The 15,147-nt window shown below is 60.0% G+C and carries 15 protein-coding genes; 9 read left to right on the top strand and 6 right to left on the bottom strand.

Translation table 11 applies throughout. The features are described 5' to 3' along the window. The first annotated feature begins 88 nt into the window (after window positions 1–88). The 3 genes from BMX55_RS12090 (at window position 89) to BMX55_RS12080 (ending at window position 4,377) form a co-directional block, all read left to right on the top strand. Window positions 89–1,441 carry an MFS transporter gene (locus BMX55_RS12090; RefSeq protein WP_091458066.1) on the top strand — a complete coding sequence of 451 codons (1,353 nt, stop codon included), beginning with the start codon at window positions 89–91 and terminating at the stop codon, window positions 1,439–1,441. A gap of 95 nt (window positions 1,442–1,536) precedes the next feature. Beyond that, entirely contained in the window at window positions 1,537–2,718 is a 1,182-nt protein-coding gene (locus tag BMX55_RS12085; protein WP_245751425.1) for a benzoate/H(+) symporter BenE family transporter, read from the top strand. Between the two features lie 78 nt (window positions 2,719–2,796). Next, window positions 2,797–4,377: a bifunctional aminoglycoside phosphotransferase/ATP-binding protein gene (locus tag BMX55_RS12080; RefSeq protein ID WP_091458062.1), complete on the top strand. Its 1,581-nt coding sequence runs from the start codon at window positions 2,797–2,799 to the stop codon at window positions 4,375–4,377. 8 nt (window positions 4,378–4,385) lie between these two features. Here BMX55_RS12080 and BMX55_RS12075 read toward each other — a convergent pair whose 3' ends face one another. Then, on the bottom strand, window positions 4,386–4,904 hold the full coding sequence (locus tag BMX55_RS12075) for a YqaA family protein (protein ID WP_245751423.1): 519 nt from the start codon (window positions 4,902–4,904) through the stop codon (window positions 4,386–4,388). 108 nt (window positions 4,905–5,012) lie between these two features. On the opposite strand from BMX55_RS12075, the gene dusB reads away from it, so the two are divergent. From dusB to purH, 3 genes are read left to right on the top strand one after another with little or no spacing between them, the layout of a single operon-like run. Then, entirely contained in the window at window positions 5,013–6,050 is a 1,038-nt protein-coding gene (gene dusB / locus BMX55_RS12070) for a tRNA dihydrouridine synthase DusB (RefSeq protein ID WP_091458060.1), read from the top strand. Next, the gene (locus BMX55_RS12065; RefSeq protein WP_091458059.1) at window positions 6,047–6,280 is read left to right on the top strand and encodes a Fis family transcriptional regulator; all 234 of its coding nucleotides are present in this window, start codon (window positions 6,047–6,049) and stop codon (window positions 6,278–6,280) included. The genes dusB and BMX55_RS12065 overlap by 4 nt, the downstream gene beginning before the upstream one ends. Window positions 6,281–6,335: 55 nt before the next feature. Continuing rightward, entirely contained in the window at window positions 6,336–7,922 is a 1,587-nt protein-coding gene (gene purH, locus BMX55_RS12060; protein WP_091458057.1) for a bifunctional phosphoribosylaminoimidazolecarboxamide formyltransferase/IMP cyclohydrolase, read from the top strand. Window positions 7,923–7,973: 51 nt separating this feature from the next. On the opposite strand, the gene BMX55_RS12055 is transcribed toward purH, so the two are convergent. From BMX55_RS12055 to lptF, 4 genes are read right to left on the bottom strand one after another with little or no spacing between them, the layout of a single operon-like run. Next, on the bottom strand, window positions 7,974–8,915 hold the full coding sequence (locus BMX55_RS12055) for a CysB family HTH-type transcriptional regulator (protein ID WP_091458055.1): 942 nt from the start codon (window positions 8,913–8,915) through the stop codon (window positions 7,974–7,976). Window positions 8,916–8,957: 42 nt separating this feature from the next. Beyond that, complete coding sequence (locus BMX55_RS12050) at window positions 8,958–9,350, bottom strand: sirohydrochlorin chelatase (protein ID WP_091458108.1); 393 nt, start codon at window positions 9,348–9,350, stop codon at window positions 8,958–8,960. Window positions 9,351–9,382: 32 nt separating this feature from the next. Then, window positions 9,383–10,492, bottom strand: a complete 1,110-nt coding sequence (gene lptG, locus BMX55_RS12045) for an LPS export ABC transporter permease LptG (protein ID WP_091458052.1) — start codon at window positions 10,490–10,492, stop codon at window positions 9,383–9,385. Continuing rightward, complete coding sequence (gene lptF / locus BMX55_RS12040; RefSeq protein WP_091458051.1) at window positions 10,489–11,589, bottom strand: LPS export ABC transporter permease LptF; 1,101 nt, start codon at window positions 11,587–11,589, stop codon at window positions 10,489–10,491. The genes lptG and lptF overlap by 4 nt, the downstream gene beginning before the upstream one ends. Before the next feature lie 23 nt (window positions 11,590–11,612). Here lptF and BMX55_RS12035 point away from each other — a divergent pair, with 23 nt between their 5' ends. From BMX55_RS12035 to BMX55_RS12025, 3 genes are read left to right on the top strand one after another with little or no spacing between them, the layout of a single operon-like run. Further along, entirely contained in the window at window positions 11,613–13,136 is a 1,524-nt protein-coding gene (locus BMX55_RS12035; RefSeq protein WP_091458049.1) for a leucyl aminopeptidase, read from the top strand. Between the two features lie 17 nt (window positions 13,137–13,153). Then, window positions 13,154–13,588 (top strand): DNA polymerase III subunit chi, encoded by a 435-nt coding sequence (locus BMX55_RS12030; protein ID WP_091458106.1) that lies wholly within the window; start codon window positions 13,154–13,156, stop codon window positions 13,586–13,588. Between the two features lie 3 nt (window positions 13,589–13,591). Then, window positions 13,592–14,131 carry a hypothetical protein gene (locus BMX55_RS12025; protein ID WP_177172892.1) on the top strand — a complete coding sequence of 180 codons (540 nt, stop codon included), beginning with the start codon at window positions 13,592–13,594 and terminating at the stop codon, window positions 14,129–14,131. On the opposite strand, the gene BMX55_RS12020 is transcribed toward BMX55_RS12025, so the two are convergent. Beyond that, on the bottom strand, window positions 14,100–15,107 hold the full coding sequence (locus tag BMX55_RS12020; RefSeq protein WP_091458048.1) for a D-2-hydroxyacid dehydrogenase family protein: 1,008 nt from the start codon (window positions 15,105–15,107) through the stop codon (window positions 14,100–14,102). The two genes, BMX55_RS12025 and BMX55_RS12020, sit on opposite strands and share 32 nt — an antisense overlap. Window positions 15,108–15,147: the final 40 nt, after the last annotated feature.

The following is a 15,147-nucleotide window of genomic DNA, read 5'->3' as shown; positions in this document are numbered from 1 at the left end:
GCAGGCCACGGGGTTCGTTCTATACCGGGGTGGTGCGCTAAGGCCCCGGATTTTTCATGTGCATAAAACTTTATAAAGAGAGACAAACATGCAAAAAGTCGATGTTCACGGCGTCGTCGATCATGCCAAGTTCAACCGCTTTCACTGGATGGTGATGTGCCTGTGTGCTTTGGTGCTGATTTTTGACGGTTACGACCTGTTCATTTTTGGCGTGGTGTTGCCTGCCATCATGAAGGAGTGGAGCCTTAGCCCCTTGCAAGCCGGTGCCTTAGGCAGTTATGCCTTGTTTGGCATGATGGCCGGGGCCATGTTTTTTGGCCCGCTGGCCGACAAAATTGGCCGCAAAAAAGGCATTGCCATTTGCTTTGCGCTGTTTTCCTGTGCCACCATCGTCAATGGCTTTGCCCGCACGCCCACCGAGTTTGGCATCTTTCGCTTCATCGCCGGTCTGGGTTGTGGTGGCCTGATGCCCAATGCCGTGGCCTTGATGAACGAATATGCGCCCAAGCGCCTGCGTAGCACGCTGGTCGCAGTGATGTTCAGCGGCTATTCTTTGGGCGGTATGTTGGCCGCTGGGGTGGGCATTTATATGTTGCCTGAGTTGGGCTGGCGCTGGATGTTTTTTGTCGCTGCGGTGCCGCTGGTGGCGTTGCCCTTCATCTTGTATTTTCTGCCGGAGTCGCTGGGCTTTTTGGTGCGCCAAGGCCGCCACGATGACGCGCGCAAGCTGCTGGGCCGTATGGAGCCTAGCCGCACCTTTACGGCGCAAGATGAATTGGTGCTGGCTGGTAGCGGCAACAAGGGCGACAAAGCGGCTTCGGTGCTGGAGTTGTTTCGCGAGGGCCGTTTGCTGGGCACGCTGTGCCTGTGGCTGGCGTTCTTTTGCTGCCTGTTGATGGTCTATGCGCTGGGCTCTTGGCTGCCTAAGCTGATGGCCAATGCCGGTTACAGCTTGGGTTCTAGCTTGAGCTTTATGCTGGCACTCAACTTTGGCGGCATGGCCGGTGCTATTTTGGGTGGCTGGCTGGGCGACCGCTTTAACCTGAGCAAGGTGATGGTGGGCTTCTTCTTGGCCGCTGCGGTATCTATCAGCTTGTTGGGCTTTAAAAGCCCAACCCCGCTGCTGTACTTCCTGATTTTTATCGCGGGTGCTACCACCATCGGTACGCAAATCCTGTTGTACGCAGGCACAGCCCAATACTATGGCCTATCTATCCGTTCTACCGGGCTGGGCTGGGCTTCGGGCATTGGCCGCAATGGCGCGATTGTCGGCCCGCTGCTGGGCGGCGCATTGATGACAGCGCAATTGCCACTGCAACTGAACTTTATTGCTTTTGCGATCCCTGGAGCGATTGCGATGGTGGCGATGGTGGTGTTTAGTGTGCGAGAAAACCGCCAGCCCCACGGTACGTTGACTGCTGTGCCCGCCACCGCCAGCTGATCGGCCTAGCCCATCCTTACCCCCATCCGTGCTGCGGCTGGGGGTTTTGTCTTTGGTTCTTGCCGGTAGGTATGTCTGGCGACAGGACGGAACAAGTGAGCTTACATCAGGATTTTTCTATCTCTGCCTTCACCGCTGGTTTGCTGGCGGTGATTATTTCTTATGCGGGGCCGTTGGTCATCTTTTTTCAGGCTGGGCAAAGCGCGCAGGTCTCGCCAGAGATGATGTCGTCGTGGGTCTGGGCGATTTCATTCGGTGCGGGGTTGTCAGGGCTGCTGCTCAGTTGGTGGCTCAAGGTGCCGGTGGTCACGGCGTGGTCGGCACCAGGCACTGCGCTGTTGGTCACGTTGTTTCCGGCCATCACGTTAGAGCAGGCCGTGGGGGCCTATTTGGTGGCCGGGGTGGTCATTTTGCTGATTGGGCTGTCGGGCTATTTTGACAAGCTGATTGGGCTGATCCCCAAGGGCATTGCCAGCGCGATGATGGCTGGGATTTTGTTCCAGTTTGGTGTCGGGGCTTTTCAGGCAGTCAAAACAACCCCGGTGCTCACGCTGGCGATGATGGGCATTTACCTGTTGTTCCGCCGCCTGCTGCCGCGCTATTGTTTGATTATTTTGCTGCTGGCCGGTTTAGGGCTGGCGGTGGTGCTGGAGGGCGTGAGCCTGTCGGGGGTGCAATGGACGTTGGCCCGCCCCACCCTGATCACTCCAGAATGGACTTGGGGGGCCACCCTGAGCTTGGCCGTGCCCTTGGTGCTGGTGAGCGTGACCGGGCAGTATTTGCCCGGCATGGCGATTTTGCGCGGTGCGGGCTATGGCACCCCGGCCCGGCCCATCATTGTGGCGACCAGCGTGGCCTCTTTGGCGGTGGCTTGTTTTGGTGGCATCAGCATTGTGATTGCCGCGATCACGGCGGCCTTGTGTACCGGCAAAGATGCCCATGAGCAGGCCGATAAGCGCTACATAGCTGGTATGGCCAATGGCCTGTTTTATCTGGTGGGCGGCACCTTTGCCAGCACCATCATTTTGCTGTTTGCAGCCTTGCCCAAAGCCTTGATTGCCGTGCTGGCTGGGCTGGCATTGATTGGGGCGATTGCGGGCAGCTTGGTCAATGCTGTCAATGAGGTCGATCACCGTGAGGCGTCGATCATCACCTTTCTTGCCACGGCTTCGGGCATGACTCTGTGGGGCTTGGGTTCGGCCTTTTGGGGCGTGGTGATTGGGGGCTTGGCCTATGTGTTGTTGCACAAGCCTTGGCAGAGGGAGCTGGCCCGCTGATAAAAAAGCGGGCGAGAAGGCGAAAATGGCAACTTCTTTTCATTTTTGAATGCAACCCAGCGTTGTACCTTGCCCATCATGTCTGACACCAACCAACGCCCCCTTTGGCTACAGCAACTATTGCAAGGCCCCCACGCCTTGGCCCCGGAGGCCACTTGTACCGAAACCCATATCTCTTGGGTGGTGCTGGCCGGTGGGCAAGCCGTCAAGTTCAAAAAACCGCTGGATATGGGCTTTTTGAATTTCAGCACTTTGGCGTTGCGCCACCATGCCTGCCTAGAAGAGCTGCGCATTAATGCCCGCACGGCACCCCAGTTGTACCAATCTGTGGTGGCGGTGCTGGGGCCGCAGGAATCGCCCCGCTTGGTGCCGCTGGCCCAGTTGACGGCATCAGAGCAGGCTGATGTGATCGAATACGGCGTGCAGATGCAGCGCTTTGGTGCCGACCAACTGCTGGCGCAACAACTGGCTGCTGGTCGGTTAGAAACCAGTCATCTCAACGCCTTGGCCGAGCAGGTTGCGCAATTGCACGCCCAAGCGGCGGTGGCCCCGGCGGGCAGCGATTGGGGCAATCCGATGGTGGTGCGCCAGCAGTCTCAAGCCAACTTAGATGCCTTGGCCCGCTTGCCACTCAACGATGCCGACCGGGCCACGCTGGCCGCCCTGAGTGCTTGGACGCAGCAAGAAGGCGAGCGCCTGATGCCGCTGTTGGCCCAGCGCCAACAAGAAGGCCATGTGCGCGAAGGCCACGGTGATTTGCATTTGGGCAATCTGGTACTGCTTGGCGGTACGCCGCAATTGTTTGATGCCATCGAGTTCAGCGAGGCGCTGCGCTGGATTGACACCATGGCCGATGGCGCTTTTTTGGTGATGGACTTGCACGCCCAAGGCCGCCCTGATTTGGCTTGGCATTTTCTCAATGCATGGCTAGAGCAGTCGGGCGATTACGCTGGCTTGCAACTGCTGCCGTGGTATTTGGTCTACCGGGCCTTGGTGCGGGCGATGGTGGCCGGTTTCCGTTTGGGGCAGGTGCAAGGCGAAGCCGCGCAAGCCGAAGTCTGGCAAGAAGTGCGCCGCTACATGGCGCTGGCCGAGCAACTGCGCCAGCCGCGTGGGCGCTGGCTGTGGCTGGCTAACGGTGTTTCGGGTTCGGGCAAGAGCCGCCACAGCGCCCAACTGGTAGCCCAGCGCGGCATGGTGCGCTTGCGCGCCGATGCTGAGCGCAAGCGTTTGTTTGGTCTGGCTCCCACGGCCTCTAGTGCCGACGTGGTGCCCGGTGGCATCTACACCGCTGACGCCACCCAGCGCACCTACGAGCAGTTGGCGTTACTGGCGGCACAGGTGCTGCAAGCGGGTTTTCCGGTGCTAGTGGATGCCACCTTTTTGGCCCAGCGCCAGCGGGCGCAATTGATCGCTGTGGCAGTACAACAGCAGGTGCCCTGCCGCATTTTGGCCTTTGATGCACCGGCAGACGTATTGCGCGAGCGCGTGCAGCGCCGTTTGGCCAAGGGCCGCAATGCCTCCGAGGCCACCGTAGAGGTACTAGAAGCCCAACTGGCAGCCCGCGAGCCTTTCGATGCTACAGAGCAGGCGCTGGCCGTGCTGGCCGATACCACCCAAACCCTCGACTGGAACACCCTGTTGCCTCCTGCAGCTTAAGTGCTGTTTTAGCCCGCGCCCAGCGTCGGAAACAGGTAGAGCAAGCTGCTGGTCATGACGATGTAGCGCAGCAGCTTGCCCACCGCCATATAGCCCACGCAAGGCCAAAAGGGCAATTGCAGCCAGCCTGCCACAGCGCACAGTGGGTCGCCCACACCGGGCAGCCAACTGAGCAGGCAGGCTTTGGCACCAAAGCGGCGCAGCCAGACGCGGGCGATACGCTCGTGGCGCGAGCGGGGCTGGCGTTTTTCTGGCACGGGGGCTTGCTGGCGTGCCAGTTGCCACGCACGGTGCGCACCCAGTCCCATCCACCAACTCACGGCCCCTCCAAGCGTATTGCCCACGGTGGCTACGGCAATCGTCGGCCAAAACAGCGTTGGGTTGAGCTTAACCAGGCCAAACACCACCGGCTCCGAACCCAGTGGCAGCAGCGTGGCCGAGATAAACGAGACCACAAAAACCGTGCTCAGGCCCAACTGCGGCAGCGCCAACAGTTCTAGCAGGTGTTGCAGCCAAATTTCGATCATGGACAGCAGTGTAGTGGGGCCAACAACGTTGCTTTGCTGAAAATTTAAGCAGCTACAATCCTGCCTCCTTTTTCAGCAGTTGCTGCCCGATTTCTCTTGCCTTGCCCCATGCACATTGGCCCCATCCCTTTGGAAAACCGTTTGTTTGCTGCCCCGATGGCGGGCGTGACCGACCGGCCCTTCCGCCAGCTTTGCCGCGCCTTGGGTGCAGGCTATGCGGTCAGTGAGATGGTGACTTCGCGCAAAGACCTGTGGAACAGCCTTAAAACCTCGCGCCGCGCCAACCACGACGGCGAACCAGGCCCAATTGCCGTGCAAATTGCGGGCACCGATGCGGCCATGATGGCCGAAGCCGCCGTGTACAACATCGACCGGGGTGCACAAATCATCGACATCAACATGGGCTGCCCAGCCAAAAAGGTGTGCAACAAATGGGCCGGTTCGGCATTGATGCAAAACGAAGCCTTGGCGGTAGAAATTGCTGCCGCTGTGGTAGCCGCTTGTGCGCCACATGGCGTGCCCGTCACGCTCAAAATGCGTACCGGCTGGTGCCAGCAGCACAAAAATGCGGTGGCGCTGGCACGCCAGTTTGAAGCCGTGGGTATCCAAATGCTCACCGTGCATGGCCGCACCCGCGAACAGGGCTACAAAGGCCAAGCCGAATACGACACCATCGCCGCCGTCAAGCAGGCGGTGCAAGTGCCCGTGGTAGCCAATGGTGATATTGACAGCCCCGAAAAAGCCCGTGCCGTACTGGCCGCCACCGGTGCTGATGCGCTGATGGTAGGCCGTGCGGCCCAAGGGCGGCCTTGGATTTTCCGCGAGATCGGCCACTTTTTAGCTACCGGCCAGCATTTGCTCCCGCCCACCGTGGCCGAGGTGCGCCACCTGCTGCTAGAGCACCTGCAAGACCACTACCACCTGTATGGTGAGCTGACCGGTGTGCGCAGTGCGCGCAAGCACATCGCTTGGTATGTGTGCGGCTTGCCCGGTGGCGAGGCGCTGCGCCAGCACATCAACACGGTGGACGACTGCGCCACGCAAGCGCAGGCTGTGGATGACTATTTTGCCGCCCTAGGCCAACAGATGGAGCGTCTGCCCGTGGCCTGTGCCTCCTTGACCGAACCCGAAACACTGGCTGCATGAGCAAACCTACCCTTGAAGAATCCGTGCGCGATAGTCTGCAAGACTACTTTTGCGATCTGGACGGCGAAACCCCGGTCGATGTGTACGACATGGTGTTGCGCTTGGTCGAAAAGCCCATGCTCGAAGTGGTGATGGCGCAAGCCGAGCACAACCAGTCGCGGGCTGCGCAATGGTTGGGTTTGAACCGTAACACCTTGCGCAAAAAGCTGGTAGAACACCAGATGCTCTGAGCAGTTCAGCCCCGCTTTCTTTTTTTCCCTTTACCAACCCCCCCACACCCACATGATGAGAGCACTCCTTTCCGTCTCCGACAAAACTGGCATTGTCGAATTTGCCCAAGCGCTGCACGCCTTGAATGTGCAATTGCTGTCCACTGGTGGCACTGCCAAGCTGTTGGCGGATGCGGGCCTGCCCGTGACCGAAGTGGCCGAAGTGACCCAGTTTCCAGAAATGCTCGATGGCCGCGTCAAAACCCTGCACCCCAAGGTGCATGGCGGCCTGCTGGCCCGCCGCGACTTGCCCGCCCACATGGCCGCGTTGCAAGAGCATGGCATTGACACCATCGACCTGCTGGTGGTCAATTTGTACCCGTTTGAAGCCACGGTAGCCAAAATGGGCTGCACGCTGGCCGACGCCATCGAGAACATCGACATCGGTGGCCCCGCCATGGTGCGCTCGGCAGCCAAAAACTGGCAAGACGTGGGTGTTATCACCGACGCCAGCCAATACCCCGCCGTGATCGACGAACTGCAAACGCTGGGCAAGCTGTCCAACGCCTTGCGCTTTAGCCTGTCGGTGGCCGCGTTTAACCGCATCAGCCAATATGACGGTGCCATCAGCAACTACCTGTCGAGCGTGCAGTTTGAAGAAGACAAACTCAGCGAAGACTATGTGCCGCAAATGGCCGTGTTCCCCGGCCAAGCCAATATGTACACCGCCAAGATGCAAGACCTGCGCTATGGTGAGAACAGCCACCAGCAAGCCGCTTGGTACCGCGATATGCAGCCGCAGGTCGGTTCGTTGGCTACTGGTGTGCAATTGCAGGGCAAAGAACTGAGCTACAACAACATTGCCGACGCCGATGCTGCATGGGAATGTGTCAAGAGCTTTGAAGAGCCTGCCTGCGTGATCGTCAAGCACGCCAACCCCTGCGGTGTGGCCGTGGGCCAAAACCCATTGGAGTGCTACACCAAAGCCTTCCAAACTGACCCCACCAGCGCCTTTGGCGGCATCATTGCCTTTAACCGCCCGGTGGATGGCGCAGCCGCTCAGGCGGTATCTAAGCAGTTTGTTGAAGTGCTGATGGCCCCCAACTTCACTGACGAAGCCTTGGAAGTGTTCAAGGGCAAAGTCAATGTGCGCTTGATGCAAATTGCCTTGCCCAATAACTACGGCAACGTGCGCAATGCTCTCGAAACCAAGCGCATTGGCTCCGGTATCCTGATGCAAACGGCAGACAACCATGTGCTCACGTTGGCTGACCTGAAGGTGGTGACCGTCAAGCAACCGACCCCCAGTGAACTGCAAGACCTGCTGTTTGCGTGGAAGGTGGCCCAGTACGTTAAGAGCAACGCCATCGTCTTCTGCAAAAACGGCATGACGATGGGCGTGGGCGCAGGCCAGATGAGCCGCCTTGATTCGGCCCGTATTGCCGACATCAAATCCCAAGCGGCTGATTTGTCGCTGGAAGGCACTGTAGTCGCCAGTGATGCGTTCTTCCCGTTCCGCGATGGTCTGGATGTGGTGGTGAACGCTGGTGCCACCTGCATCGCCCAGCCCGGTGGCTCTATGCGCGACCAAGAAGTGATCGATGCCGCCAACGAGCACGGCGTGGCAATGGTCTTTACGGGCGTGCGCCACTTCCGCCACTAAGCCTGCGCTGCCCACTTTGGCCTAAGGGCTGGAGTGGGCATCTATCACGGCTCAAAGTTCGTAGTCGTTGACATGGCCGGTCATGGCGCGGGCTACCAAGTCGCGGGTCAGGCGGTCGCTGATGAGTTCGGCAAACTTATAGACAAAGTTGCGCAGATAGGCCCCGCGCTTAAAGGCCACCCGCGCTACGCTTTGCCCAAACAGATGCCCTACCGGGCGCACCACCAGATCACCCACCGGGTCATCGCGCATGGCCATTTCGGCCACGATGCCAATGCCCAAGCCTAGGCGCACATAGGTTTTAATCACGTCCGAATCAATCGCCTCGAGGGCGACACGCGGTTGCAGGCGGCGTGCAGCAAAAGCGGCGTCGATCTTACCGCGCCCGGTAAACGAGGGGTGGTAGGTAATCAGCGGCTCGTGGGCAATGTCTTCTACAGCAATGCGCTCTTTTTGCGCCAGTGGATGGCCGGGGGGTAGCACCAGTACGTGCTGCCACTCGTAGCAGGGCAGCGTGACCAGTTCGGGGTAGTCGGCCAGCGATTCGGTGGCCATGCCAATCTCAGCCACCTCGTCAATCACCATGCGCGCCACTTGGTCGGGCGTGGTTTGGTGCAGGCTGACATTCACCTTGGGATAGGCCTCGCGCAGGCGCGCCACTGGCAGCGGCAGCACATAGCGCGCTTGGGTGTGGGTGGTGGCAATGCTCAGGGTGCCGCTGTCTTGGGCGCTGAACTGCTCGCCAATGCGCTTGAGGTTACTGACCTCGCCCATGATGAGCTCAATGCTGCGCAGTACATGCTGGCCCGGCTCGGTAATGCGTTTGAGCCGCTTGCCGTGGCGGGCAAAAATTTCTACGCCCAATTCATCTTCTAACTCGATGATGGCCTTAGATACCCCCGGCTGCGAGGTGTGCAGAGCCTTGGCCGCCTCGGTCAGGTTGAGATTGCGACGCGCCGCCTCTTGTACAAAGCGAAATTGATGCAGATTCATATTCTGTTCTTATAAAGAATTGCATCATTATGTACTATTGATCTATAAGATGCCTGCCAATGGTGGTGGCGTGCTGGCAATGTCGGCCATCAGGGCCGTCATGCGGGGGTCTTCGCCAATGGCGGGTTGCACCGTCAACAGGATGTCGGGGTGGGCAAGGCGCAAGGCCTCTACCAGTTGCGGCAGGTCTTCGCGGGCGTGTTTGCCGGTGCCCAAGAACATCGGCACTACGGTGATGGAGCGCAGCCCCTGTGCGTGCAATTGCTGCACGGCCTGCGCCAGATCCGGCTGGCAACACTCCAAATAGGCACAACAGGCCAGCACCTGCGGCTGGGTAGCGGCAATGCGGTCGCGCACAGCCTCCATTGGCGTACGCCACAAAGGATCGCGCGAGCCATGGGCAAACAAAATAACGCCGTGAACAGAGTTAGGCATGGGCAACATCAAAGGATAAAAAAACCACCGGCTTAACGGCGCAGCACCAACCAGCCAAAAGCTGCCAGTGACAACAAGGAATACAGCAGCCCCGGCACTGCCGCCGCTACCCAAGGTGCCCAATGCTGCAAATTGCCCACAAAGCCAAACACGTTGTTGAGTAAAAAGAAGCTGATACCTGCCATCACGCCGCCAAAAACATAGCTGGCAATGCCACCCGAGCGGAAATGCAGATAGGCAAAGGGCAGCGCCAGCACCACCATCACCAAGCAACTGATGGGGTAAAACACCTTGCGCCAAAACTCAATCTCGTAGCGCTGCGCCGCTTGGCCGTTGGCCTCTAGGTGGCGTATGTACTGGAACAGATCAATCGTGGCCATGCGGTCAGGCTTGAGCACCGCCGCAGCCACCATGTCGGCGCTGATCTGGGTCGGCCAGTGCCATTGCGCCAGTTCTAGCACCCCCACGTGGGCTGGTGTATCACCTTGAGCCAGTTCGTAGCTGGTGTGGCGAATCTGCTGCAACAGCCAGCCGCCTTCGGGTGCAAACTGCGCCCCAGCCGCATCGGTGCGTGACACCATGCGCCCTTGGGTATCAAAGCCAAAAACCCGCAACCCCTGCATGTGCCCGTCTGGGCCAATAGCGCGCACATTAACCACAAAAGAATTCTCGCCCTGGGTCTCGCGCAGCCAAGCCCCCGTGGCCCCGGTGGTGAGCACCCCTTGGTAGCGCGCCTTGACCAACTGTGCGGCCCGGTCGGCCAGTGGGGCCAGATAATCACCGATAGCAAAGGTGAGCAGCACAAAAAGCCCCCCCAGCGTGAGCAAGGTACGCAAGGCGCGCCAAGGCCCCAGTCCACTGGTGCGCATGATGGTGAACTCGGAGCTTTGCGCCAGCCGGGCCATGACAAAGATGGTGCCAATTAGCACCGTGATGGGCAACAACTCATACAGGTGGTTAGGCAGTGCCAGCGTTACAAACAGCAGCGCTTGGGGCAACTGGTAGCCACCAGCAGGGCTGCGTCCCACCCAGCGCAACTCATCGACCAGATCAAAAAAGAAAAACAACGCCAGAAACCCCAGCGTGACAAAGCCCACCGCCGCCAGTACTTCGCGGTGGATGAGACGACGGATGGTTTTCATGCAGCGCTCCGACGGTGCCACCAGTAGCGCGGATGCCAATGGTAGTGGCGTGCGGTAAGCCAGACCCCAGCCAGCACCAGCGTGCTGCCATGCAGCAGCAGCAGAAAAGGCAGCAGTGTGATGCGGCCCGCACCCACCCAGCTTTGGCCCAAGCTCAGTAGGTTGTAATAGACAATAAAAGTAAACAGGGCCAGCAGCAGGTTGCCGCTGCGGCTGGCACGTGGGTTGACGCTGGCCAGTGCCAGTGCCAGCAGTACAAAGTTCAAGCCTGCCAAGGCCAGCCCAACGCGCCAGCCCACCTCGGCCAGCTCCACCGGCTGGCCTTGGGCCAGCAATTGCATCGTGCTGATGGTTTTGACTGGCCCCGCTTCGGTGTTGTGGGTCGCGGCAGTGCCAATGCGCGTGCCGTATTCGACAAATTGGCTGATTTTGATACCGGGTTTGTCGTTTGCTGTTGCGGTTTCTAGGCGGCGGCCATCGCTCAAAATGACTAAACGCTCGCCATCGCGCACTTCTATCCGGGCACCACGTGCTGAGGTGATGGCTTCGCCTTTGGGGTCGGTGGCAGCAATAAACACATTGCTAGCTACATCGCCTGCGGTGCTGTCGCGGTCAATAAAAAAGACGCGGCTGCCGTTGGCCGACTCTTGAAACTCACCCGGTGCAATGCGGTCGATGTCGCTGCGTTGCTCGTATTGCAGCTTGAGGGTCTCAATTTGCTGATTGGCCCAAGGCCAGACTAGCAAGGCCAGCAGGGCAATAGCCAGCAGCACCGGCCACGCAAAGCGCAGCAGCGGCCCCAAAAAATTAAACAGGCCCCGGCCACTGGCAAACCAGATGACCATTTCGCTGTCGCGGTACATCCGCGACAAGGTACTGACAATGGCCACAAACAGGCACAGACTCAGTAACGTGGGCAACTGGCCCAATACGGTAAAGCCCATGACCAGCATCACATCCGAAGGACTGACATTGCCGCGTGCGGCTTGACCCAAGGTGCGAATCAGCATCATGGTCATCACCACCGTGACCAGCACCACCAAGGAGGCACCGAAGCTGCGTGCCAGCTCTTTGCGGATGGATGAATCGAATAACATTGCTTGAAAACAAAAGGCGCATTATGAACTTCGACTTAAAAACCCTTACGCTGTCTACAGCCGCCACCGAAAAATGCGATCTGCTGATCGTGCTGGTGGCCGACGGCTTTACCCCCGGCAGCGATGCCCTTTCTACCTTAGTAGCTGGAGCCATCAAGGCCGGTGATTTGCAAACCAAGGCGGGCAAGGTGCTGCCGTGCTACCAAGTGCCCACCGTAGCTGCCCGCCGCGTGGTGCTGGCAGGCGTGGGCAACGGCCAGCCAGCGGGCGTGCGCCAAGGCGTGCAAGCGCTGGCCGGTGCCTTAAGCGCTGGAGCGCCCAAGCGTGCCGTGCTTTGCTTTGCTGGCCCGGTGCAGGCTGCTGCGGTGGCCGCAGCCGTGGCGGCCCTGTCGCAAGCCAGCTACGTTTATACCGCCACCAAGTCCAAGGCCGAAGCCCGCAGCCTGCAACGAGTGTTGGTGGGTGTGGCCGACACCGCCACTGTGGCCGATGCTTTCCACCAGAGCGTGGCTATTGCCACCGGCGTCGAGCTGGCGCGTGAATGGGGCAACCGCCCCGGCAACCATGCCACGCCCACGCTGTTGGCCCATGTCGCCAAAGACTTGGCTAAGCAGCCCAACATCGACTGCAAGGTAATGGGGCCTGCCGAAGTGAGCAAACTGGGCATGGGCGCTTTTATGGCCGTGGCCCAAGGCACCCACGAGGAGCTGCGCTTTATTGAGTTGCGCTACCACGGCGCGGCCAAATCCCAAGCGCCCATCGTGCTGGTGGGCAAGGGCATCACCTTTGACAGCGGCGGCATCTCGCTCAAGCCCGGCGCTGAGATGGACGAGATGAAGTTTGATATGTGCGGCGCTGCCAGCGTGCTGGGGGTGTTCCAAGCGCTGGCCGAACTGCAACCAGAGATCAACGTGGTCGGTTTGATTGCCGCCTGCGAAAACATGCCCAGTGGTCGTGCCGTCAAACCCGGCGATGTAGTGACCAGCATGAGCGGCCAGACCATTGAAATCCTCAACACCGATGCCGAAGGCCGTTTGGTGCTGTGCGATGCCCTGACCTACGCGGCCCGCTTCAAGCCCAGCGCCATCATCGACATTGCCACGCTCACGGGCGCCTGCGTGATTGCCTTGGGTGGCGTGCGCAGCGGCCTGTTTGCTACTGACGATGCGTTGGCCAGTGCCTTGCAAACCGCCGGTGAGGCCGCGCAAGACCCCTGCTGGCGTTTGCCGCTGGACGACGATTACGCCGAAGGGCTGAAGTCCAACTTTGCCGATATGGCCAATGTGGGTGGGCGTCCCGCTGGCTCCATCACGGCAGCCAAGTTTTTGCAAAAGTTTGTCGATGGCACCCCTTGGGCGCATCTAGACATTGCGGGCACGGCTTGGAAAAGCGGTGCCGCCAAAGGCTCTACGGGCCGTCCGGTGGGCTTGCTGGTGCAATACCTGCTGCAAGCTGCTGCGCCCCAAGCTGCGGCCCCTGCACCCGCCAAACCTGCTAAACCCGCCCGCGCCCCCCGCGCCAAGGCCAGCACGCCACGCGCCGCTTGAGCCTGCCCAGCACCATCATGACGCAGATCGCCTTTCATTTTCATGCCCCCGACAAACTGGCCTATGCTTGCCGGGTGGCGCGCAAGGTGCTGCGCCATGAACAGCGGCTGGTAATAACCGGCCCTGCCGACACGCTGGCGCTGCTCGACGATATGCTCTGGCAACTTGCGCCGCAAGACTTTGTGGCCCATTGCCGTGCCGATGCCAGCGAGGAGCTGCTGGCCGCCTCGCCGGTGCTGCTGCTGCCCGACCCGCGCCAAGCGCGGCACCACCAAGTGTTGCTCAACTTGGGCGACACCGTGCCGCTGGGTTTTGACACCTTTGAGCGCCTAATTGAAGTGGTCAGCGCCAGTGACGAGCACGACATCCAACAGGCCCGCGCCCGCTGGCGTAGCTACCGCGTCAGCGGCTACGACATCGTGCGCCACGACCTGGCCACCCAAGGAGCCTGATCGATGAGCCGCCCCCCCAAGGCCCCACCCCGTTTTATTCCTACCCTGACCGAAGTGGTGCCGCTGCCGCGTGAGCCGGTAGTGCCACCGCCGCCTACATCGCGAGAGCGGCCTGCCGCTGTGGCAAGCCCCGCGCCCGCTGGCCCGCCGCCGTGGCTGCTGGACATTCCAACCCTGGCTGACAGCATAGAGGCCAGCTTTGCTGCACAAACAGCGCCCACGCAGCCACACAGCGCAGCCGAGCCATTTCAGCAGGCCACAGCGTTGCCCGGTAGCCTGTCTGCCGAGCAAGAAGCCCGTTTGGTGCAGCGCCTGCTGCAACGGGTAGAAGCCTCGCTAGAGCACCGCTTGCGCGAGGCCATCGACCATATCGTGCAAGAGCAGGCGGCGCTGATTTTTCCCAAGCTGCGCACCGAAGTGCGCACGCTGGTGCGGCAAACCGTGGGCGAGGCCGTAGCCCAAGAATGGATTAACGTCCGCACACCGGGGCGTCAAGAGCCGCCGCCGTCCCTTAGCGGTGCATTTGCAAGGCCCCTGGATTGACGATATTGGTGGGAGTGCCTTGCAGGTAGCGCACGATGTTGTCAAAGGCGGTAGCAAACGATTGCTCGTAGCTGTCTTGCTCGACATAACCAATGTGCGGCGTACACACGCAGTTTTCTAACCGCAACAGCGCATGGCCTTGCAAAATCGGCTCGCTCTCAAACACATCAATCGCCGCCATGCCGGGCCGCCCCCGGTTGAGCGCTGCAATCAGGGTGTCGGGAGCAATTAGCTCGGCGCGTGAGGTGTTGACCAGCAGCGCGGTGGGCTTCATGCTGGACAAATCATCTAAGGTGATGGTGCCTTGGGTTTCGGGGCACAGTTGCAAATGCAGCGAGACCACATCACATTCAGCAAAAAATGCTTCGCGGCTGGCAGCCACGGCAAAACCATCTTTGCGCGCCCGTGCCAATGATGCCTCGCGCCCCCAGATGCACACCTTCATGCCAAAGGCACGGCCATAACCGGCCACGATTTGCCCCACTTGGCCATAGCCCCAAATACCCAAGGTTTTGCCGGTGAGCACCGCCCCTAGGCCAAAATTGACCGGCATAGAACCTGACTTGAGGCCCGATTGCTGCCACGCCCCATGTTTGAGGTTTGCCACGTACTGTGGCAAGCGGCGCATGGCCGCCATGAGCAAAGCCCAAGTCAGCTCTGCCGTGACCACCGGAAAATTGACCCCATCTGCCACCGCCACGCCGCGCTCGGTACACGCCTGCACATCAATATGGCGGCCCACCCGGCCCGCTTGGGCAATCAGGCGCAGACGCGGCAGCTTTTCTACCAATTGGCGGCTGATGGGCGTGCGGTCGTGCAGCAGCACCAGAATGTCAGCCTCCTTGAGGCGCACCGACAGCTGCCCCAGCCCCTTGACGGTGTTGGTATACACCTTGATGTTGTAGGCATCAAGGCGGGAGGTGCAGTGCAGTTTGCGCACGGCGTCTTGGTAGTCGTCCAGAATGACAATGTTCATACGATAAAGTAGCTCAGCGCGTGGCTGCTTATGAAATCAA

Origin of the sequence: Giesbergeria anulus, from assembly GCF_900111115.1 — a bacterium.
In the GTDB taxonomy this organism is placed as follows: Bacteria; Pseudomonadota; Gammaproteobacteria; order Burkholderiales; family Burkholderiaceae_C; genus Simplicispira; species Simplicispira anulus.
This window is presented reverse-complemented; position numbering and strand designations above follow the sequence as displayed.